Genomic DNA, 20674 nt, shown 5'->3' with positions numbered 1-20674 from the left:
CTCCCACAAAAGACTTCAGGCGGCATCAAGATCGGGATCGCGATCAGGTGAATCGCCTCTGCGACCGCCCGCGTCCCCGACTCGCTGCGCAACCACCAAAGCGCAACCCCGTACAAGCCAGCCCGCGCGGGTTTGCTGCATGATGGCGCTCCACCCTCAACGCCTTACGACCATGCGCCTGCTGCGCGATCTGTCCCTGTCCGCCGTCATCGCCGGCTTCGTCGCGGTGCTGGTCGGGTTCACCAGTTCGGCGGCGATCGTGTTCAGCGCCGCGCAGGCGTCGGGGGCCAACGATGCGGAAATCGCCTCGTGGATGTGGGCGCTCGGGCTCGGCATGGGCGCGACCTGCATCGGCTTGTCGCTGCGCTACCGGGTGCCGGTGGTCACCGCCTGGTCGACCCCGGGCGCGGCGATGCTGATCACCGGCGCGGCCGGACTGCCGCTGGCGGAAATCATCGGCGCGTTCGTGGTCAGCGCGGTGCTGACCACCGCGCTGGGTTTCAGCGGCTGGCTCGAACGCGCATTGAGCCGGCTGCCGACCAGCCTGGCCTCGGGCATGCTCGCCGGGGTGCTGCTGCGCTTCGGCTTGAACGTGTTCACCTCGATGCCGGCGCAGTTCGCGCTGGTGTTCGCGATGTTCCTCGGCTGGCTGCTGGCGCGGCGCTGGAGTCCTCGCTACGCGGTGGTCATCACTTTGGCGATCGGCGTGGCCATCGCCGCGGTCCAGGGCCAGCTGCACCTGGGCGAGGTGCGGCTGAGCATGGCGCAGCCGATCTGGATCACGCCGAAGTTCTCGCTGGCGGCGGTGATCGGGGTAGCGATCCCGCTGTTCGTGGTCACCATGGCCTCGCAGAATATTCCCGGCATCGCGATCCTGCGCGCGCACGGCTACCAGGACACCCCGGTGTCGCCGCTGATCGGCTGGACCGGGCTGGTCACCCTGGTGCTGGCGCCGTTCGGCGCGTTCGCCCTGAATCTGGCGGCGATCACCGCGGCGATCTGCATGGGCAGCGACGCCCACGAGGACAGCCGGCGGCGTTACGTGGCCGCGGTCGCGGCGGGCGGGTTCTACCTGCTGACCGGCCTGTTCGGCGCCACCGTCGCCGCGCTGTTCGCCGCGTTTCCGAAGGAACTGGTGCTGGCGATCGCCGGCATCGCCCTGCTGACCACCATCGGCAACGGCCTGGCCGCCGCCGTCCACGACCCGCAGGAACGCGAACCGGCGCTGATCACCTTCCTGGTCACCGCCTCGGGCGTGAGCGCGTTCCAGATCGGTTCGGTGTTCTGGGGCATGGTCGCCGGGCTGCTGGCGCTGGCGATCACCCGCCGCCGGCCGCCGGCCTGAGTCGCCTCGCGGCGGCTGGCCATGGCGCAGGCTCACGCAGCGATGGGACTTGCAAGCCCTTTGAGCTAGCGTATGCGCTGCCACCCCGCCCTGACGGTGCAACCTTCGAATGCGCATCACCGACGCCAGCTACGGCTCCAACGAAGACGGCCTGATCTGGGGCTATCGCTTCGTCCCCGGCGAACCGGCGCAGCCGATCAGCACCGACGCGGTGGCCGCGTTCCTGGCCCAGGCGCAGCAAGGCGCGAACCCGGGCTTCCTGTGGCTGCACTTCTCGCTGTCCAACGTCGGCGCCGAACGCTACCTGCACCGCGCGCTCGACCTGCCCGACGCGTTCTTCGACAGCCTTCGCAGCGAGGTCGGCTCGACCCGGCTGGAGCTCGACGATGGCGCGCTGATCGCGGTCATCCACGACGTGCTGTTCGACTCCAGCTTCGACGCGTCCGAGGTCGGCACCACCAGCCTGTGCATCGGCCCGCGTCTGCTGGTCAGCGCGCGCCTGCGGCCGTTGCGCTCGGTCGATCAACTGCGCGCGGCGGTGCGCAGCGGCCAGATCTTCCGCTCGCCGGTCGAACTGCTGGCCCACCTGCTGCGCGATCAGGCCAGCGTGCTCGGCGACATCCTGCGCAAGTCCACCGTCCAGGTCGATCGCATCGAGGACCGTCTGCTCGCCAACCGCATCGCCGACGACCGCAAGCAACTGGGCGCGCTGCGGCGTTCGCTGGTGCGCCTGCAACGGCTGCTGGCGCCGGAACCGACCGCGCTGTTCCGCCTGCTCAACCGTCCGCCGGACTGGATCGATCGCGACGACATCCAGGACCTGCAACAGGCGGCCGAAGAATTCTCCACCGCGATCGGCGATTCGGCCGCGCTGGTCGAGCGGGTCAAGCTGATCCAGGAAGAACTGGCCGCGCTGGTCAACGAACAGACCGGCCGCACCTTGTTCGTGCTGACCGTGGTGACCGTGCTGGCGCTGCCGATCAACCTGATCGCCGGCCTGTTCGGCATGAACGTCGGCGGCGTGCCGCTGTCGGACAACCCGCATGGGTTCTGGAGCGTGGTGGTCGGGCTGTTCGTGCTGACCGCGGTGCTGGCGTATGCGGCGTTCGGGCGGCGGCGGGATTGAGGGGGGCGTCCGATGGGGCGCGCGCGCCCTGATCCGGCCCTTCGGGCCACCTTCTCCCGCAAGCGGGAGAAGGGAGTTTCAGGCACTCTCCCGCGTGCGGGGAAGGGAGCTCTGAGCCCCTCTCCCGCTTGCGGGAGAGGGGTTGGGGTGAGGGAAACACGGTTCGCGCTCAACGCGGAAACTGCACCACGCTGTTGGACCCAGGCAACTCATCGACCCGCTCGGCCGTAACCTCGCCGCTCAACGCCTGCCATGGCTTCGACCCCAGCCGATCAAGCTGCGGGTAATACCCCAGCAACCGAAACCCGGCAAACCCATACGGCACGCCTTCCGACGCCAACGGCGTGCGCCCATCGGCAAGATGAAAATGCAGATGCGGCCCGGTCGAATCACCGGTAAAACCCAGCGCGCCGATGGTCTGGCCGACCCGCACCGCGTCGCCTTCGCGCACCTTGATGCTGCCCGGACGCAGATGCTCGTAGGTCGCATAGCGGCCGTCGGCCAACGCCAGCACGACGTAGTTGCCGGCGGCCTGATCGAAATCGTGGCGCGGATTGTCCGAGACCTTGACGCTCTCAGGCTGCCCGTCGCGCACCGCCGCGACCCGCGCGTCGGCCACGGCCAGCACTTCGGCGCCGTAGCCCAGGCTGTTGGCGGCGATATCGGCATCGCCCTTGGCGATCCGTCCGTCCGCATCGACCCGCACCCAATCGATCGCATGCCGGCCCGGTAGACGCGCGCGGCCGTTCAAGGTGTAGAACACACGGCGATGACCGCGCGGCCACTGTGGCGCGTAGATCGCGACCCACGGCCCGCCGCGCAGCGGCGGCGCGAGTTGCAACGACGCGGCGGCGCCGACGTCGAGTTCGGCGCCTACGACCGTCTGCGTCGCCGATGCCGACACGGCGCTCTTGCCCGCGGCGGCATCGAGCGCGGCGAAGCTGAGTTGATGCCGCAGCCGCTTGGGCAACGCCTGCGTCGCCTCGAATTCCAGATACACCACCGCGCGTTCGCCGGGCTTGACCGAAGCGGTCGGCGCCGCAGCGCGGCCGATCACCTGGGTACGCGCGGCCAGTTCGCCGCCGCTCCAGGCCGCCACGCTCGCGCCGGTGGCGGCATCGATCGCGCGAAGCTCGGCCAAGGCCCATTCGGACTGACCGAAGTTGCTCAGGTGCACTTCGTAGACCAATCGCTGCCGGCCCTCGACCCGCACCGGTATCGGCGCCTGCGTCACGCTCATGTCGAAGCTATCGACCGGCGCGGCCGCGTGGGCCGGCGCGGCGACCGCCAACAAGTACAGCGAAACGGCCAGCGCGAGCGGACGCAGCATGCGGGATGATCCTGATTATGAAACCAGACAGAGGGACAAAGACCGTGCGAGGCAGCTTCAGTGAGGCGCGCAACGCCGTCCCATGCCATTTGTCATCTCGATCGCCTGCCCGCCGCCGCCGCGGAGTGTGCGTTCAGCCGGTTCGTGCCTGAAAGCGGCGCAGTCGCTTGACTGCTAAAATCGAAGCCATCATCCCATCCGTGCAGGACGTACAAAATCCATGGGCCTCAAGGGATTGCAGCTTTCAGCGCTGATCGTGTCGATGGTGTTGGTCGGGTACGGCGTGATCCGTATCTCTAGCGGCCTTCGACATGGCTATGCCTGGTCGCAGATGGATTGGAATCTTGACGGCGTCACTTCGGCTTTCGAACTGATCGCGGCAAGCGACATCGGCATGCGCTGGACCGAATACGACGATTCGCACTGCAAGGAATATTTCAGTCTCAAGGATGGCCTGCCGTTGAAGACGATCTGTCCTGTCGACGAAGTGGCGGCGGCACCTCGAGACAAAGCCGAAATGCCCAGGTAATCGATCTCGATCGCCAATTCAGCGCGGTAATGGCGCACCGCACGCCTGACGCCGCATACCGACCCCACCGGGATCGATCAGCACCACGCTCATCCACGGCACGCGGATCGCGATACGCCCCGCGGATACACGGCGGCGTTGGCGATGAAGGTGGCTCGCAGGCGTCTCGCAAGCCGAAGCGGGCCGGTGACCCACTGCGCGATGGCTCGGCAACGCTTTAGGGATTGGCTTCGCCCTGCCCCGCATGCCAACCGCCACCCAACGCCTGGATCAACGCGACCGCGGTGGTCTGTCGATCGCGGGTGGCCTGGGCCAGCGACTGCCGCGCCGACAGCGCGGCGGTCTGCGCGACCACCACGTCGGTGTAGGCGACTAGCCCGCTCTTGTAGCGGTTCAAGGCGATACGCTCGGCTTCGTCGGCCGATTGCGACGCCTGCGCGTAGAAGCCGGCGCGTTCGACCAGCACGCGGGTGGCGACCAGTTGATCCTCGACGTCCTGGAACGCGGTCAAGGCGGTCTGCCGGTACTGGGCCACGGTCTGGTCGTAGCCGGCTCGCGCCGCGTCGCGGGTGGCGCGGCGTGCGCCCGCGTCGAACAAAGTCTGGGCCAGGGCCACGCCGAGCGACCACAGGCTCGACGGCGCGTCGAACAAACGTCCGATCTGCGAGGCGCCGCCACCACGCGAAGCACTCAAGGTGAAGCTCGGAAAGAACGCGGCCTGGGCCGCGCCGACTTCGGCGTTGGCCGCGGCCACGCGGCGTTCGGCCGCGGCGATGTCGGGACGGCGCTGCAGCAGTTCCGAGGCCACGCCCGGCGGCAGCTCGGGCACCTGCGCGCGCCAGCCCGGATCGGGCGCGAGGGCGAAATCGGCCGGCGTCTTTCCGACCAGCACCGCGATCGCGTGTTCCAGTTGCGCGCGTTGCTGGGTCAGGTTCGCCAGGCTGGCCTGTGCATTGGCCAACTGGGTCTGCGCCTGCAGCACGTCGCTCTTGGCCGCGATCGCGGCGGCGTAGCGATTGCCGGTGATGGTCAAGGCGCGCTGATACGCCGCGACGGTCGACTGCAACAGCCCGGTTTCGATATCGGTTTCGCGCAACTGGAAATAGTTCGCCGCCAACTCGCCTTGCGCGGCCAAGCGCGCCGAAGCCAGATCCGCCGCGCTGGCATCGGCCTGCGCGCGTGCGCCTTCGACATTGCGCCGGATACGGCCCCATACATCGGGTTCCCAACTCGCGCCGATGTCGTAGCGATAGGTCTGGCCGACGCTCGAACCGCTGCTGCCGGCACTGCGCGCGCGAGTGCCCGAACCGTCCAGGCTCACGCTCGGAAACAAGGCCGCGCGCTGCTCGCGCACCAGCGCCCTCGCCTGCCGATACGCGGCTTCGGCCGCGGCGAGGTTCTGGTTCGACACCTCGACCTGCGCCATCAATCCGTCCAACGCCGGATCGTGGAATACCGACCACCACGCGCCGCGATCGGCCGCGTCGGCGGGCACCGCGGGATTCCAGTCCTTGACCGGTTCGCCTCGAGCCTCCTTGTATTCGGTCGGCACAGCCAGGCTCGGCCGAACATAGTCCGGGCCGGCGGCGCAACCGCTCACCACCGTGGCCACCAACGCGACTAGCACACCATGAGCGCGCATCCGATCTCCTAAGCGCCTTGCGCGTGCAGGCCGTCGTCGCCCAGGCGCGACAGCGAGGCTTCGTTGCGACCGGGCCGGCGCAGCCGGTCGAGGTAGTAATAGACCACCGGCGTGGTCAGCAGGGTCAGCACCTGGCTGGCCATCAACCCGCCGATGATCGCCACGCCCAGGGGCTGGCGCAGTTCGGCGCCTTCGCCGAATCCAACCGCAAGCGGCAGAGCGCCCAAGGCGGCGGCGAGCGTCGTCATAAGAATGGGCCTGAACCGCAACATCGACGCCTCATAGATCGCATCACGCGCCGACAACCCACGCGCACGCTCGCTCTCCAATGCGAAATCGATAATCAGGATCGCGTTCTTCTTGACGATGCCGATCAACAGCACCAACCCGATCAGCGCGATCACCGAGAACTCCATGCGCAGCAGCATCAACGCCAGCACCGCGCCGATCCCGGCCGACGGCAGGGTCGACAGCACCGTGATCGGATGGATCATGCTTTCGTAGAGAATGCCGAGCACGATGTAGATCGCCACGATCGCCGCCAGGATCAGGATCGGCTGGCTCTTGGTGGTGTCCTGGAAGGCCTTGGCGGTGCCCTGGAAGCTGCCGTGGACATTGGCCGGCATGCCGATCTGCGCCTGCGCGCGGGCGATCGCGTCCTGCGCGTCGCTGAGCGAACTGCCCGGCGCGAGATTGAAGGAGATGGTCGTCGCCAGCTGCGCGTCCTGATGGTTGATCGAAGTCGCCGCGGCGGCATCGGAAAACTTAGCGATCGCCGACAGCGGCACCATCTGCCGCGCGCTCTGGGTCAGCGCGCTGCCCTGCGAGGCGTTGCGCACCGGCGATGCGGTCGAGCCGGACTGCGCCTGCACGCCGGTGCTGGTCGGCGTGGCGTTGTTGGCCGGCACGTACACGTCGTTGAGCGCGGACGGATCGCGCGCATAGGCCGGATCGACTTCCTGGATCACGTGGTACTGGTTGAGGTTCTTGTAGATGGTCGACACCTGACGCTGGCCGAACGCGTCGTACAGTACGTTGTCGATGTCGGCCGGCGTGATCCCCAATCGCGAAGCGGTGGCGCGATCGATCTGCACGTACGACTCCACGCCGTGGGCCTGGGTGTCGGAATCGATATCGGTCAATTCGGGCTGCTGCTTCATCGCCGCGGCCAGTTTGTCGGCCCAGATGCGCAGCGCATCGCTGCTGTCGGCCTTGAGTGTGTACTGATAGCTCGCATTGCTCTGGCGCCCGCCCAGGCGCACGTCCTGGACCGGATTGAGGAACAAGGTCGCCCCCGCGATCCGCATCAGCTGCGGGCGCAGGCGCGCGATCACCTGCTCGCTGCTGTCCTTGCGCCCAGATTTAGGCTTGAGGGTGACGAAGACGAAGCCGCCGCCGGCGCGCGAGCCGCCGGTGAAACCGACCACGGTCGCCACCGCCGGGTCCTTGCGCACCACGTCGACGATTTCCTTGAGCTTGCCCTGCATGGCCTGGAAGGAAATGCTCTGGTCCGCGCGCAGGCCGCCGTTCAACTGGCCGGTGTCCTGTTCGGGGAAGAAGCCCTTGGGAATCGCCACGAACAGATACGCGTTCAGACCCACCACCAGCACCAGGGTGGCGAGCATCAACGCCGCATGGTCCAGCGCCCAGCGCAGGCTCGCGCCGTAGGCGCGATGGGCGCGGTCGAACTGGCGGTCGAAGAACGCGCCGATCCGGCCCGGCGGTTTTTTCTGCGAATGCGGCCGCAGCAGATACGCGCACATCATCGGCGTGGTGGTCAGCGACACCACCAACGAGATCAGCACCGCCGCCGACAAGGTCACCGCGAACTCGCGGAACAAGCGCCCGACGATCCCGCCCATGAACAACAGCGGGATGAACACCGCGACCAGCGACAGGCTGATCGAGACCACGGTGAACCCGACCTCGCGCGCGCCCAGCAGCGCCGCTTCGAACCGGTCCATGCCCTGTTCGAGATGGCGGCTGGTGTTTTCCAGCACCACGATGGCGTCGTCGACCACGAAGCCGGTGGCGATGGTCAGCGCCATCAGGCTCAGGTTGTTGAGGCTGAAACCCAGCAGGTACATCACCGCGACCGCGCCGAGGATCGATACCGTCACCGCGACCGCCGGCACCACCGTCGCGCGCCAGCTGCGCAGGAACACGCTGACCACGAGGATCACCAGGATCAAGGCGATCACCAGGGTCGCGGCCACTTCCTCCAGCGACGCGCGGATCGTGTTGGTGCGATCGGACGCGATCGACAGCTCGATATCCGCCGGCAATTGCTTGCGCAGCACCGGCAGGGCCGCGCGCACGCCGTCGACGGTGCGGATGATGTTGGCGCCGGGCTGGCGGCTGATCACCGCCACCACCGCCGACTCGCCGTTGAACAGGCCCAGGGTGTGGACGTCCTCGACGCTGTCGATCACCCGCGCCACATCGCGCAGGCGCACCGGCGCGGCGTCGCGCCAGGCCACCACCAGATCGCGGAAATCCGCCGCGGTCTGGCCGTTGTCGTTGGTGTATATCTGGAACGCGCGGTCGCCGTTCTCGACCACGCCCTTGGGCCGGTTGGCGTTGGCCGCGGAGATCGCCGCGCGGATGTCCTCCAGGCCGATGCCGTAGCGCGACAAGGCGTACGGCACGATCTCGACCCGCACCGCCGGCAGCGAGCCGCCGCCGATCTCGACATCGCCGACGCCTTCGACCTGCGCCAGCGTCTGCTGCACGATGTTGGTGGCCGCCTCGTAGATCTGCCCGGGCGTGCGGCTCTTGGAGGTCATCGCCACGATCATGATCGGCGCGTCGGCCGGGTTGACCTTGCGATAAGTCGGATTGCTCTTGAGCGTCGCCGGCAGATCGCCGCGCGCGGCGTTGATCGCCGCCATCACGTCGCGCGCGGCGCCGTCGATGCTGCGGCCCAGATCGAACTGCAAGGTCACCCGGGCCTGGCCGGTGGAGCTTTGCGAGGTCATTTCGGTGACGTCGGCGATCGTGCCCAGCCTTCGCTCCAGCGGCGTGGCCACGTTCGAGGCCATCGTCTCCGGGCTGGCGCCGGGCAGATTGGCGCTGACCGAGACGGTCGGAAAATCCACCTGCGGCAGCGGCGACACCGGCAGATTGAAGAACGCCGCGATGCCGCTCAACGCCAGACCGATGGTCAGCAGCACGGTGCCGATCGGACGGCGCACGAACGGCGCGGACAGGTTCATGGCGGCGACTGCGCGGGGCTGGACGGATCAGCCGATGCGACCGAATCGTTCGCGCGCGAAGACCGATCGCGACGTCGCCGCGCCAGTCGGTCGAACGCCAGATACACCACCGGCGTGGTGAACAAGGTCAGGATCTGGCTGAGGATCAGCCCGCCGAAGATCGCCACGCCGAGCGGACGACGCAGTTCCGAGCCCTCGCCCCAGCCCAGCATCAGCGGCAGCGCGGCGAACAGCGCCGCCAGCGTGGTCATCAGGATCGGCCGGAAGCGCAGCAGCGCGGCCTGATGGATCGCCTCGCGCGGCGCGCGGCCCTGCTCGCGTTCGGCGTCGATGGCGAAGTCGATCATCATGATCGCGTTCTTCTTGACGATGCCGATCAGCAGGATGATGCCGATGATTCCGATCACGCCCAGGTCCGATCCGGTCACCATCAGCGCAAGCAACGCGCCCACGCCGGCCGACGGCAGCGTCGAAAGAATCGTCAACGGGTGGATATAGCTCTCGTACAACACACCCAGCACGATGTAGACGCAGATCACCGCGGCCAGGATCAGCCACAGCTCGTTCTGCAACGAGGCTTCGTAGGCATTGGCCGCGCCGAGGAAGGACAGGCTGATGCCGGTCGGCAGGGCGGCGTCGGCGGCGGTCTTGCGGATCGCGTCGACCGCGGTGCCGAGCGACACGCCCGGCGCGGTGTCGAAACCGACCGTCGCTGCCGGGAACTGGGCGACGTGATTGACCTGCAGCGGCGCGGCGCGTTCGTGGATCTGCGCGATCGCCGCCAGCGGCGTGGGCGCGTTCGCGGTCGGCAGGTGCAATCGGCCCAGGTCGGCCGGTTGCGTGGCCAGGCCGGGCTGCGCTTCCAGGATCACCCGGTATTGGGTGGTCTCGTTGAAGATGGTCGAGACGATGCGCTGGCCGAACGCGCTGTACAGTGCTTCGTCAACGGTCGAGGCGCTGATGTTGAGGCGCGCGGCGCTGTCGCGGTCGATCGACACGTACGCGGCCGAACCGGTCGCGCCGGCGTCGGTGATCACGTTGCGCAGCTGCGGCAGCCCGCGCAGTTTGTCGACCAGCGCATTGGCGGTGCGATCGACCGCGGCCTGGTCCGAGCCCTGGATCGAGAAACGGTTCTGGGTCGGCCCGGTTTCCGCGTCGATGGTCAGGTCCTGCACCGGTTGCACGTACAAGGTCACGCCGGCCACCGCCGAGGCGCGTTCGCGCAACTGCTGCATGATCTGCTGCTGCGAACCGCTGCGCTCGGGCTTGAGGTTGATCAGCATGCGCCCGGCCGACAGCAGCGTGGTGTTGGCGCCGTCCACGCCGATGTAGGCGCTCAGCGACGCGACATCGGGATCGTCCAGCAACGCGCGCGCCACGTCCTGCTGCACCTGGGCCATGCCGGCGTAGGACACCTGATGGCTGTAGCGCACTTCGGCCTGCAACTGGCCGGTGTCCTGCATCGGGAACAGGCCCTTGGGAATCACGATGTACAGCAGCACGGTCAGCGCCAAAGTCGCCAGCGCCACGATCAAGGTCGCGCCCTGACGGTCGAGCACCCAGTCCAGGGCCACGCCGTAACGGTCGATCAGGCGCTGGAAGCGGTCCGGGCGTTCGGGCTCGCTCAATTCGTCATGCGCCTTGGGCTTGAGCCAGCGCGCCGCGAGCATCGGTGTAAGCGTCAGCGACACCACCGCCGAGATCACGATGGTGATCGCCAGGGTGATCGCGAATTCGCGGAACAGACGCCCGACCACGTCGCCCATGAACAACAGCGGGATCAGCACCGCGATCAGCGACACGGTCAGCGAGATGATGGTGAAGCCGATCTGGCGCGCGCCCTTGAGCGCGGCCTCGAACGGCGGCTCGCCCTCCTCGATGTAGCGCGAGATGTTCTCGATCATCACGATCGCATCGTCGACCACGAAACCGGTGGCGATGGTCAGCGCCATCAGGCTGAGATTGTCGAGACTGAAACCCAGCAGATACATCGCGCCGAACGTGCCGATCAGCGAGATCGGCACCGCCAGGCTGGCGATCACCGTCGCCGCGACGCTGCGCAGGAACACCAGGATCACCGCCACCACCAGCGCGATCGCCAGCAGCAATTCGAATTCGACATCGCGCACCGAGGCGCGGATGCCGGTGGTGCGGTCGCTGAGCACCTCGACCTTGAGACCGGCCGGCAAGCCCGCCTGCAGCTCCGGCAGTTTGGCCTTGATCGCATCGACGGTGGCGATCACGTTGGCGCCGGGCTGGCGCTGCACGTTGACGATGATCGCCGGGGTCAACCCGGACCAGGCGCCCAGGCGGACGTTCTCGGCGCTTTCGATCACGTTGGCGACATCGCGCAGGCGGATCGGCGCGCCGTCGCGATAGGCGACGATCAGTTGCTTGTATTGCTCGGCATCGGTGAGCTGGTCGTTGGCGTCGATGGTGTACGACCGGCTCGGCCCGTCGAAACTGCCCTTGGCGCCGCTGGCGTTGCCGTTGGCGATCACCGTGCGCAGGCTGTCGATGCCCAGTCCATACGACGCGAGCAACTGCGGATCGGCCTGGATGCGCACCGCCGGCCGGTTGCCGCCGCTGAGCGACACCAGGCCCACGCCGCCGACCTGGGAAATGCTTTGCGCCAGCCGCGTGTTGACCAAGTCCTGCACCTGGGTCAGCGCGATCGTGTCGGAGGTCACCGCCAGGGTCAGCACCGGCGCATCGGCCGGATTGACCTTGGCGTATACCGGCGGCGCCGGCAGATCGGCGGGCAGCAGATTGCCGCCTGCGTTGATCGCCGCCTGCACTTCCTGCTCGGCCACGTCCAGGGTTTCGTCGAGGTCGAACTGCAAGGCGATGACCGAAGCGCCAGCGGCGCTGGTCGAACTCATGCGTCGCAGCCCCGACATCTGCCCGAACTGGCGTTCCAGCGGCGCGGTCACGGTGTGCGCCATCACCTCGGGACTGGCGCCGGGGTACAGGGTCTGCACCTGGATGGTCGGGTAATCGACTTCGGGCAAGGCCGACAGCGGCAACAGCCGGAAACCGGCCAGGCCGGCCAGCACGATCGCCGCCATCAGCAGCGAGGTCGCGACCGGTCGCAGGATGAAGGGCCGCGAGGGATTCATTGCGCGCCGCTGCGGCCGCCGGCCTTGCGTTCGCCTCGCGGCTTGGCGGATGCGGCATCGCCCGCGCCGCCGCCCTTACCCGAGCCGGCCGCGGCATCCTCGGGCAAACGCACCGTGGCCCCATCGGTGAGTTGATCGCCGCCGGAAATCACCACCTTCTCGCCCGCGCGCAGACCCTGCGCGATCGACACCGAATCGCCCGAGGCCGGCCCGCGCTTGACCGTGCGCAGCGACGCCTTGCGGTCGGCGCCGACCACGTACACGAAATCGCCCTTCGGCCCGGTGCGCAGCGCCGCCGACGGCACCACGATCGCGTTGTTCAAGGTGTCGAGCAGCACGCGCACGTTGACGAACTGGCTCGGGAACAGGCGCGCGTCGGCATTGCCGAACCGCGCCTTGGCCTTGACCGTGCCGGTGGTCGGGTCGATCACATTGTCCAAGGTCAGGAACTGGCCCTGACCGAGCACCTGGGTGCGGGTGCGGTCGAGCACCGTCACCGCCGGCGCATCGCCCTGCGCGAGCCGCGCCTGGATGCGCGGTAGATCGTCCTGCGGCGCGGTGAATTCGACATCGATCGGCGTCACCGCGGCGATCACCGCGACCCCGGCCGCGTCGCCGGAGGTCACGTAATTGCCCAGGTCGACCACGCGCAGGCCCACGCGCCCGGCGATCGGCGCCTTGACCTGGCTGTAGTCGAGATTGAGTTTGGCGGTGCCGACCGCCGCCTCGTCGGTGGCAACCACGCCAGCCAGCTGGCGCACGGTGGCCGCCTGCGTATCGACATCCTGTCGCGCGATCGAGTCTTGCTTCAACAAGGTCTGATAACGCTGCAAAGTCAACTGCGCCACGCGCAACTGCGCCTGGTCGCGGACCAGGCTGCCCTGCGCCTGCTGCAGGGCCAGTTGGAACGGCCGCGGGTCGATGCTCAGCAGCACCTGTCCCTTGGCCACCGTCTGGCCTTCCTTGAACGCGATATCGACGATGTTGCCCGAGACCTGCGGCCGCACCGTCACCGTCGCCAACGGCGTGACCGTGCCGAGCGCTTCGAGCGTGATCGGGATCGAACCGGCCTGGGCGACGGCGATGCCGACCGTCGCGGTCGGCCGTCGGTTGCCGCGCTCCTCGCTCGCGCGCCCATGCACCAGCCACCACACCAGCGCGATCAGCACCAGCACGCCGAGAAGCGTCAGCAACAGGCCTTGGTGGCGTCGCCATCCCTCGCGACGGGGCGGCGCATCGGAGGAGTGAGCTTGCGGCGTCGTGCCCATAGGCCTGCCTGCATCCGCTTGATTCGTGAGATTCGGATAAAGCTAACGCGCGAAGCCCGATTGCGTTGTCCGCATTACAGAACCGTAATGGATGACCAATGTTCGGAAGGCCGTGTGAACGTGGTGTGGTGGCAGGCTTTGCCGGTTCGGCTGCGAACGCGTGCCGACGGCGCCGCACCGAGGTCTGTTGTGGGAGGGGCCTTCAGCCCCGACGCTTTCTTTTCAGGAAGCGAGCCTCTACCAGCCCTGATCGAAAAGCGTCGGGGCAGATAGCCCCTCCCACAAAAGCGGATCGCCCGATCAAGTCCGCGGCTGATCCAGCACGACCTCGCGACTGAGCGGATCGACCCGCACCTTCACCGTCGCGCCCGGTACGATCTGCGCCATCCGGACCGGGCTCAAGGCCACGACGATCTCGGCCGGAAACCCGTCCACGCCGTCGGCGGCGGCGACCTGCAACCGCAGGCGCACCAGCAGATAGATCGCGTCGATGCGTCCACCGGTATCGGCCGCGTCGAGCACCTGCGCGGTGGTCGCCACGCCCTCGCGCTGCAGGCGTTGCTCCAATGCAACATTGGAGACCTTGTCGATGACCCGCCGTTGCAACTTCAAGATCGCGAATGCCCCGGCCGGGATCGCGATCAGCGGCACGACGACGATCAACACAATCAGCACGATCAACAACACGGTCATGGTGCGGGGCGTCAACGCGAGTGGCCAGCAGGACGCCGAGCATACGCAAGCCAGGCCGCGACCGCCAAAACCGCGGATCGCCAAGCACCGAGCACCGACCGATGACGCTCAGTCCACAGCCACCGCCCGCATCGGATAGGCCCAGCCATGCGGCAGCGAATGTGCATCGATGAAACAAATCGACCCGCGAGCATTCCCGCCACGACCGGCATCGCACTAAACAAACGAGACCATCGACATTGCGATGTCGTAGCCAACGACCGGCGCATCCACGACGCCGAAACGCATGGCCGATGAAAATACAAGCGCCGACTTGCGCGCATTTTCAGAAACGGCAAGCGCGTTTCACATCTGCCATCACACATCGCGCATTCCCCTTGAAACAAGGGACATTGCGGCCATGGCGGCAAGCGCGTAATCGACCGCATTCACGCGACAATCACAATGGCGTTTCTGTGATGCAGCACGTCGGCTAATGCGATACGCATCGCTACTTCGACCAACAGGCAACCCGGATCGTTGACCCACCTGACAACAGGACGTAACACTGTGTTGGCAACGTGCAGCAATGCATCAACACGCACCAAAGCGGCTCGCTCACTAACTAGAAAAATAGCGCGCCGTCTCGCCACACCCGTCCGCACCGTCCGAATCCAGTGCGCGACAACCCTTCTCGTGACACGGAGCAAGTCGATTGAAGAACTCCAACGTACGACGCGTGGAATCCCGCTCAGGTCCGATTCCACCTGGTCTGATCCAGCCCGATCCGATCCCGCCGCGCTCTCCGCTCGCAGCGCCGGTTTCGCGGCCGCTGGCATGCATCGACGCACGCACTATCCGCACCGCGTCGCAACGCTGTCCAGGATGAGCCGCGGGCCACGGCGCGGCGCCGGCCGGATTCGCATCTAGGTCCCACGCTCCGCCCCACGCCCTGGATCCAACCAGTTGGCCAACGGTTTGCGCATGCGCACGCCGCGCGCGTCTTCGCGCCGATTCCATCATCGGCGCGTCGTGCCTGCGCGTCGATCGCGTCATAAGCGAGCGATCGCGAGAACCCGTGCAGCCGCGGGCCAATCCATGGTGTCGCGGCGACCGGGTTTTCCGGATGACGCGGATCGATGTCGCGCCCGAACCGCCGACGAGCCTGGCGACGCCCTTTCACCGATCGTGATCCCGACGCGTGTTGCAGACCTTGCACTCCACGTATTCGACCCGAACCGAGACAGCGCACCATGACTTCGCTCAATTTTCACGGTCGCAAGACCCTGCCCGTCCGGGGCCAGCCCTGGACCGAATTGCAGGTCGCCATGTCGGACCTGCGCGGCGGCGATCCCGACTGGCGCTATGGCCCGCCGTTGAACGTGTATTACGCCGGCGAGGACGTGCTCGACGTCGCCCGCCGCGCCTACGCCATGTTCATCTGCGAGGACGCGATGGCGCCGGCGGCGTTTCCCAGCCTGCGCAGGATGCAGGACGACATCGTCGCGATCTCGCTGTCGCTGCTCGGCGGCGGCAGCGACGCGGTCGGCACGATGACCTGCGGCGGCACCGAGAGCATCCTGCTCGCGGTGCGCAGCGCGCATCGCGCATTCCGCGCGTGCCATCCCGGGGTGCGGCGCCCGCACCTGCTGTTGCCGTCCAGCGCGCATCCGGCCTACGACAAGGCCGCCGACCTGATGGGCCTGGACGTGCTGCGGGTATCGATCGGCGGCGACTACCGCGCCTGCGTCGATGTGCTGGCGCAATGCGTGTGTCAGGAAACGATGATGATCGTCGCCTCGGCGCCGTCGCTGCCGTTCGGCACCATCGACCCGGTCGAGGACATCGCCAGGCTCGCGCGCGAACACGAGGTGTGGCTGCACGTGGACGCCTGCATCGGCGGCTTTCTCGCTCCCCACGTCGCCCAGCTCATGCCCGGCCTGCCGCGCTTCGACCTGAGCATTCCCGGCGTGCGCTCACTGTCGGCCGACCTGCACAAGTTCGGCTACGCGGCCAAGGGCGCGTCGGTGCTGTTGTATGCCGACGCGGAGGATCAGGAGTACCAGCACTTCGAATACTTCGACTGGCCCAAGGGCGTCTACCGCACCGACACCCTGGCCGGCACGCGCCCCGGTGGCGCGGTCGCCGCGGCCTGGGCGGTGCTGCATTACCTGGGCGAATCGGGCTATCGCGCGCTGGCCCAGCGGGTGATGCACATCCGCGATCGCTACATCGAAGGGATCGAACGTATCCCCGGACTGCATCTGCTCGGCGCCCCGCACCTGAGCGTGATCGCGTTCGGCTCCGACGAATACGACATCCACCTCATCGGCGACGCGATGCAGGCGCGCGGCTGGCATATCGGCCGCCTGTCCAATCCGGCCGCCTTGCACATGACCGTGACCCCGGGCCACGACCAAAGCGTGGAGGCTTACCTGGGCGACCTCGAACGCGCCGTCCACCAACGCGAACGCGGCGCGCTGCGGTCGCAATCGCGGACCATGGTCGCGTACTGAAACCTTGTCCATGGCGGATCATGCGATCCGGCCCGTCGGGCAGCAGCGCCTCTTTTCACGACAACCCGCAGGAACAGCACATGAGCAATCCCTTCGAAGACCCCAACGGCACTTTCCTGGTCCTGGTCAACGACGAAAACCAGCATTCGCTGTGGCCCGAATTCGCCGAGATCCCGGCCGGCTGGCGCAGCGTCCACGGCCCGGCCGTACGCCAGACTTGCCTGGAGTACATCGAGAAAAACTGGACGGATATGCGTCCTTTGAGCCTGATCAAGGCGATGGAGCAGCATGGCGGTTGATAAGCGGCGCGGTGAATGAACCCGCAGTGCGGCTGCGCAACGCGTGATCACTCACGATTGCTCGGGCTCGTCATTCCCGCGAACGCGGGCTCCGCTTTACTTCGGCGGAGTCGAACATCGAGCGACTTCACAGTCATGTCGTGGGGGAGCGAAGTTACGGCGAGGCTGCGTAATTCTTGATCGCGACGACCGCTGTGGCTCGTCATTCCCGCGCAGGCGGGAATCCAGAGACTTCAGAGCGACACCTCGGTGAAGCCCTGGATCCCCGCCTTCGCGGGGATGACGGCTTGGGAGTTCACCAATATAAAGTCAGACGGTAACGCGCCAATCAGCGCTCCCACCTACTCGTCATTCCCGCGAACGCGGGAATGACGGTGACTATTGACGATGCCATTTGATCCAGACGTCTAGCACCCTGGCAAAGGCAACAGCGTCCAACAACCGAATCGATGCGCCTTGTCGAAGATCGTGGCCGGAGCAATCGCGCACCCAACCTCAACTACGAATATTCAAAGCCCGATTGACCCCAAGCGCCGCCATCGTGCAAACCGCACCCGACAACAAGTACACGCCGACAAACCCCAGCCCGAAGTGTGCGCACAACCCCAGCGCCACCAGCGGCGCGAACGCGGCGCCGATCAACCAGGCCAGATCCGAGGTCAAGGCCGCGCCGGTGTAGCGGTACTTCGAACCGAAGTTCGCGGTCACCGAACCGGCGGCCTGGCCGTAGGACAGGCCCAGCAGCACGAAGCCGATCAGGATGAACACGTCCTGGCCCAGTTCGCCCGAGCCCAGCAGGGTCGGCGCGAAACCGCTGAACATCGCGATCGCCGCGGCCAGCGCGGCCAGCGTGCGCGGACGGCCGAAGCGGTCGGCGATCCAGCCCGACGCCACCACCGCGCCCGCGGCCAGGCAGGCACCGACGATCTGCACGACCAGGAACTGGCTCACCGACTGGTCCGAGTACAGCAGGATCCACGACAACGGAAAGATCGTCACGATGTGGAACAGCGCATAGCTGGCCAACGCGGCGAACGCGCCGATCACCACATGCCGGCCCTTGGCCTGGAACAGCTCCAGCACCGGCGTGGGTTCGAGTTCGTGCTCGCCCAGCTCGCGGGCGTACTCGTGAGTGACGACCAGGCGCAGGCGCGCGAACAGCGCGACCACGTTGATCGCGAACGCGGCGAAGAACGGATAACGCCAGCCCCAGTCGAGAAAGTCGGCGCGCGGCAGGCTGGTGTTGAGATAGGCGAACAGCGCGGCGGCGATGATGAAGCCGACCGGCGCACCGAGCTGGCCGAGCATCGCGTACCAGCCCCGGCGTTCCTTCGGCGCGTTGAGCGCGAGCAGCGACGGCAGGCCGTCCCAGGAGCCGCCGAGCGCGATGCCCTGGCCGATCCGGAACAGCGACAGCAGCACGATCGACAACGAACCGACCGTACCGAAACTCGGCAGGAACGCGATGCCCGCGGTGCAGGTGCCGAGCAGGAACAAGGCGATAGTGAGCTTGGTGCTGCGATCCCAGCGGCGCTGGATCCACATGAAGGTGACCGTGCCGATCGGCCGCGCGACGAACGCCAGCGAGAAGATCGCGAACGACCACAGCGTGCCTTCGAGCTTGCCCAGGAACGGGAAGAAGATCGACGGGAACACCAGCACCGAGGCGATGCCGTAGACGAAGAAGTCGAAGTACTCCGAGGCGCGGCCGATCACCACCCCGACCGCGATGTCGCCCGGCGCCACTTCGGCATGCGAACCGGTGTCGTGGACCGACACGGTCTGGGAGGAATCCGGGTTTGCGAGATTTGGCGTTTGCATCGTCGAGTCGGCTTGCGGTGCGTGGAGCGATTGGGCCTGACCGGTTTGCTGATGCAGGCGGATACGTTCAGCTATGACGGGAATCGGGAATCGGGAATCGGGAATCGGGAATCGGGAATCGGGAATCGGGAATCGGGAATCGGGAATCGGGAATCGGGAAGAGCGTAGCGCGCTATGTCTGCAAAGTACGTAAACAATCCGAAGCAATGCAGCTCTCAGACCCCCGCGACTCCTACCTACCGTCATTCCCGCGAACGCGGGAATCCAGGGCCTTTCGTACGAGAACACCTGAAGTCACTGGATTCCCGCCTTCGCGGGAATGACGTTCTGGAGATGACGCTTAAGTCTCTGGATGTTCGGCTCCGCCGAGGTAAAGCGGAGCCCGCGTTCGCGGGAATAACGTTCTGGAAGGCAATGCAGCATCGGGCGAATCATTCACCCACCCACCACACCACCCAACACCATCACGCCCATTCCCAGGAACGCCGCTAGCTTCCCACCACCCGCCCGGCGCTGCCATAGGACAAAACGTCCAATCGTCGTCACAGTCGCGCGGCACTACAGTGCGCCCATCGCCGCCCTGCCGCGGCTTCGCTCGTGCGATGCGCTGCCCGATGACCATGGTCAAATCCCTGTTAAGCCGCCTGCTTTCGCGTCGCCCGCCCTGTGCCGGCGTGCTCGGCGATGGCGCGACCTCCCGCGGCCTACGCTCAAGCGACACGCCGGCCGACAGGACGTTTCTAAACACGACGTTCCGTTCGCTGCTCGCCGTAGCTGCCCTCGCGCTCCTGGCCGGCTGCAACACCCTCGTGCTGAATCCGCCCGGCGACGTCGCGGCCCAGCAAGGCGACCTCATCGTGGTGTCGACCGTGCTGATGCTGCTGATCATCGTGCCGGTGATCGGGTTGACGCTGTTCTTCGCCTGGCGCTATCGCGCGTCCAACAAGAGCGCCACCTACAAGCCCGACTGGGACCACTCGACCCAGCTCGAGCTGCTGATCTGGGCCGCGCCGCTGCTGATCATCATCGTGCTCGGCGCGATCACCTGGGTCAGCACCCACACGCTCGATCCGTATCGCCCGCTGCACCGCGTCGCCGCCGGTCGCCCGGTTCCGGCCGACGTCAAGCCGCTGGTGGTTGAAGTGGTCGCGCTGGATTGGAAGTGGCTGTTCCTGTACCCGGAACAGAACATCGCCACGGTCAACGAACTGGCCGCGCCGATCGATCGGCCGATCCACTTCAAGATCACCGCCTCGACCGTGATGAACTCGTTCTACATCCCCGCCCTGGCCGGCCAGATCTACGCCATGCCGGGCATGGAAACCCAGTTGCACGCGGTGATGAATTCGCCGGGCAACTACGAAGGCTTCTCGGCGAACTACAGCGGCGCCGGCTTCTCCGGCATGCGCTTTCGTTTCCACGGCATGGACCAGGCCGGCTTCGACCAGTGGGTCGCGCAGAACCGCGCCAGCGGCAACACCCTGCAGCGCGCGGACTACCTCAAGCTCGAGATGCCCAGCGAAAAAGAACCGGTGCGCCGCTACGGCGCGGTCGCGCCGGGCCTGTACAAGGCGATCCTCAACCGCTGCGTCGACTCGTCGAAGATGTGCATGGACGAGATGATGATGATCGACGCCAGCGGCGGCCTGGGTCTGAACACCAACGCGCTGGCGCCACGACGCAAGGGCGACCTGCGCGGCGGCCCGGTGGTGACCTCGGCGATGTGCGTGACCGAACCGACCGCCACGCCGAACTGGGGCGTCGCTTCGCTGGCGCCGTGATCGCGGCGCAT

13 protein-coding genes are annotated in these 20674 nt (G+C 66.9%); 6 read left to right on the top strand and 7 right to left on the bottom strand.

The annotated features are described in order from the left end of the window. Positions 1-172: 172 nt before the first annotated feature. Together KME82_RS12670 and KME82_RS12665 are read left to right on the top strand one after the other, a co-directional pair. On the top strand, positions 173-1345 hold the full coding sequence (locus KME82_RS12670) for a benzoate/H(+) symporter BenE family transporter (protein WP_215498826.1): 1173 nt from the start codon (positions 173-175) through the stop codon (positions 1343-1345). A gap of 109 nt (positions 1346-1454) precedes the next feature. Beyond that, the gene (locus KME82_RS12665) at positions 1455-2471 is read left to right on the top strand and encodes a transporter (RefSeq protein ID WP_215498825.1); all 1017 of its coding nucleotides are present in this window, start codon (positions 1455-1457) and stop codon (positions 2469-2471) included. A gap of 169 nt (positions 2472-2640) precedes the next feature. On the opposite strand, the gene KME82_RS12660 is transcribed toward KME82_RS12665, so the two are convergent. Next, positions 2641-3801 carry a M23 family metallopeptidase gene (locus KME82_RS12660; protein ID WP_215498824.1) on the bottom strand — a complete coding sequence of 387 codons (1161 nt, stop codon included), beginning with the start codon at positions 3799-3801 and terminating at the stop codon, positions 2641-2643. Between the two features lie 220 nt (positions 3802-4021). On the opposite strand from KME82_RS12660, the gene KME82_RS12655 reads away from it, so the two are divergent. Next, positions 4022-4330, top strand: a complete 309-nt coding sequence (locus tag KME82_RS12655) for a hypothetical protein (RefSeq protein ID WP_215498823.1) — start codon at positions 4022-4024, stop codon at positions 4328-4330. Between the two features lie 217 nt (positions 4331-4547). On the opposite strand, the gene KME82_RS12650 is transcribed toward KME82_RS12655, so the two are convergent. From KME82_RS12650 to KME82_RS12630, 5 genes are all read right to left on the bottom strand, one after another. Next, positions 4548-5972 (bottom strand): efflux transporter outer membrane subunit, encoded by a 1425-nt coding sequence (locus KME82_RS12650; protein WP_215498822.1) that lies wholly within the window; start codon positions 5970-5972, stop codon positions 4548-4550. An 8-nt stretch (positions 5973-5980) separates the two neighbouring features. Next, positions 5981-9187 (bottom strand): efflux RND transporter permease subunit, encoded by a 3207-nt coding sequence (locus KME82_RS12645; protein ID WP_215498821.1) that lies wholly within the window; start codon positions 9185-9187, stop codon positions 5981-5983. After that, positions 9184-12306: an efflux RND transporter permease subunit gene (locus tag KME82_RS12640; protein WP_215498820.1), complete on the bottom strand. Its 3123-nt coding sequence runs from the start codon at positions 12304-12306 to the stop codon at positions 9184-9186. Before KME82_RS12640 ends, KME82_RS12645 begins: the two co-directional genes overlap by 4 nt. Then, positions 12303-13499, bottom strand: coding sequence for an efflux RND transporter periplasmic adaptor subunit (locus tag KME82_RS12635; protein WP_215498819.1), 1197 nt, complete (start codon positions 13497-13499; stop codon positions 12303-12305). Before KME82_RS12635 ends, KME82_RS12640 begins: the two co-directional genes overlap by 4 nt. Positions 13500-13874: 375 nt before the next feature. Continuing rightward, a complete protein-coding gene (locus KME82_RS12630) occupies positions 13875-14267 on the bottom strand; it encodes a hypothetical protein (RefSeq protein ID WP_215498818.1) in 393 nt (130 codons plus the stop codon). A 1232-nt stretch (positions 14268-15499) separates the two neighbouring features. Between KME82_RS12630 and KME82_RS12625 the strand changes: the two genes are divergently transcribed. Both KME82_RS12625 and KME82_RS12620 read left to right on the top strand, forming a co-directional pair. After that, positions 15500-16762 (top strand): pyridoxal phosphate-dependent decarboxylase family protein, encoded by a 1263-nt coding sequence (locus KME82_RS12625; protein ID WP_215498817.1) that lies wholly within the window; start codon positions 15500-15502, stop codon positions 16760-16762. An 80-nt stretch (positions 16763-16842) separates the two neighbouring features. After that, positions 16843-17061, top strand: a complete 219-nt coding sequence (locus KME82_RS12620) for an MbtH family protein (protein WP_215498816.1) — start codon at positions 16843-16845, stop codon at positions 17059-17061. A 495-nt stretch (positions 17062-17556) separates the two neighbouring features. On the opposite strand, the gene KME82_RS12615 is transcribed toward KME82_RS12620, so the two are convergent. Next, positions 17557-18840, bottom strand: a complete 1284-nt coding sequence (locus tag KME82_RS12615; RefSeq protein ID WP_252255728.1) for an MFS transporter — start codon at positions 18838-18840, stop codon at positions 17557-17559. A gap of 803 nt (positions 18841-19643) precedes the next feature. Between KME82_RS12615 and cyoA the strand changes: the two genes are divergently transcribed. Beyond that, positions 19644-20663: a ubiquinol oxidase subunit II gene (gene cyoA / locus KME82_RS12610; protein ID WP_286673219.1), complete on the top strand. Its 1020-nt coding sequence runs from the start codon at positions 19644-19646 to the stop codon at positions 20661-20663. Positions 20664-20674: the final 11 nt, after the last annotated feature.

Origin of the sequence: Lysobacter capsici (assembly GCF_018732085.1) — a bacterium.
Classification (GTDB): domain Bacteria; phylum Pseudomonadota; class Gammaproteobacteria; order Xanthomonadales; family Xanthomonadaceae; genus Lysobacter; species Lysobacter capsici_A.
This window is presented reverse-complemented; position numbering and strand designations above follow the sequence as displayed.

Coding starts and splice junctions, on each gene's coding strand:
- KME82_RS12670 (WP_215498826.1), top strand. CDS start 173: ATGCGCCTGCTGCGCGATCTGTCCCTGTCCGCCGTCATCGCCGGCTTC.
- KME82_RS12665 (WP_215498825.1), top strand. CDS start 1,455: ATGCGCATCACCGACGCCAGCTACGGCTCCAACGAAGACGGCCTGATC.
- KME82_RS12660 (WP_215498824.1), bottom strand. CDS start 3,801: ATGCTGCGTCCGCTCGCGCTGGCCGTTTCGCTGTACTTGTTGGCGGTC.
- KME82_RS12655 (WP_215498823.1), top strand. CDS start 4,022: ATGGGCCTCAAGGGATTGCAGCTTTCAGCGCTGATCGTGTCGATGGTG.
- KME82_RS12650 (WP_215498822.1), bottom strand. CDS start 5,972: ATGCGCGCTCATGGTGTGCTAGTCGCGTTGGTGGCCACGGTGGTGAGC.
- KME82_RS12645 (WP_215498821.1), bottom strand. CDS start 9,187: ATGAACCTGTCCGCGCCGTTCGTGCGCCGTCCGATCGGCACCGTGCTG.
- KME82_RS12640 (WP_215498820.1), bottom strand. CDS start 12,306: ATGAATCCCTCGCGGCCCTTCATCCTGCGACCGGTCGCGACCTCGCTG.
- KME82_RS12630 (WP_215498818.1), bottom strand. CDS start 14,267: ATGACCGTGTTGTTGATCGTGCTGATTGTGTTGATCGTCGTCGTGCCG.
- KME82_RS12625 (WP_215498817.1), top strand. CDS start 15,500: ATGACTTCGCTCAATTTTCACGGTCGCAAGACCCTGCCCGTCCGGGGC.
- KME82_RS12620 (WP_215498816.1), top strand. CDS start 16,843: ATGAGCAATCCCTTCGAAGACCCCAACGGCACTTTCCTGGTCCTGGTC.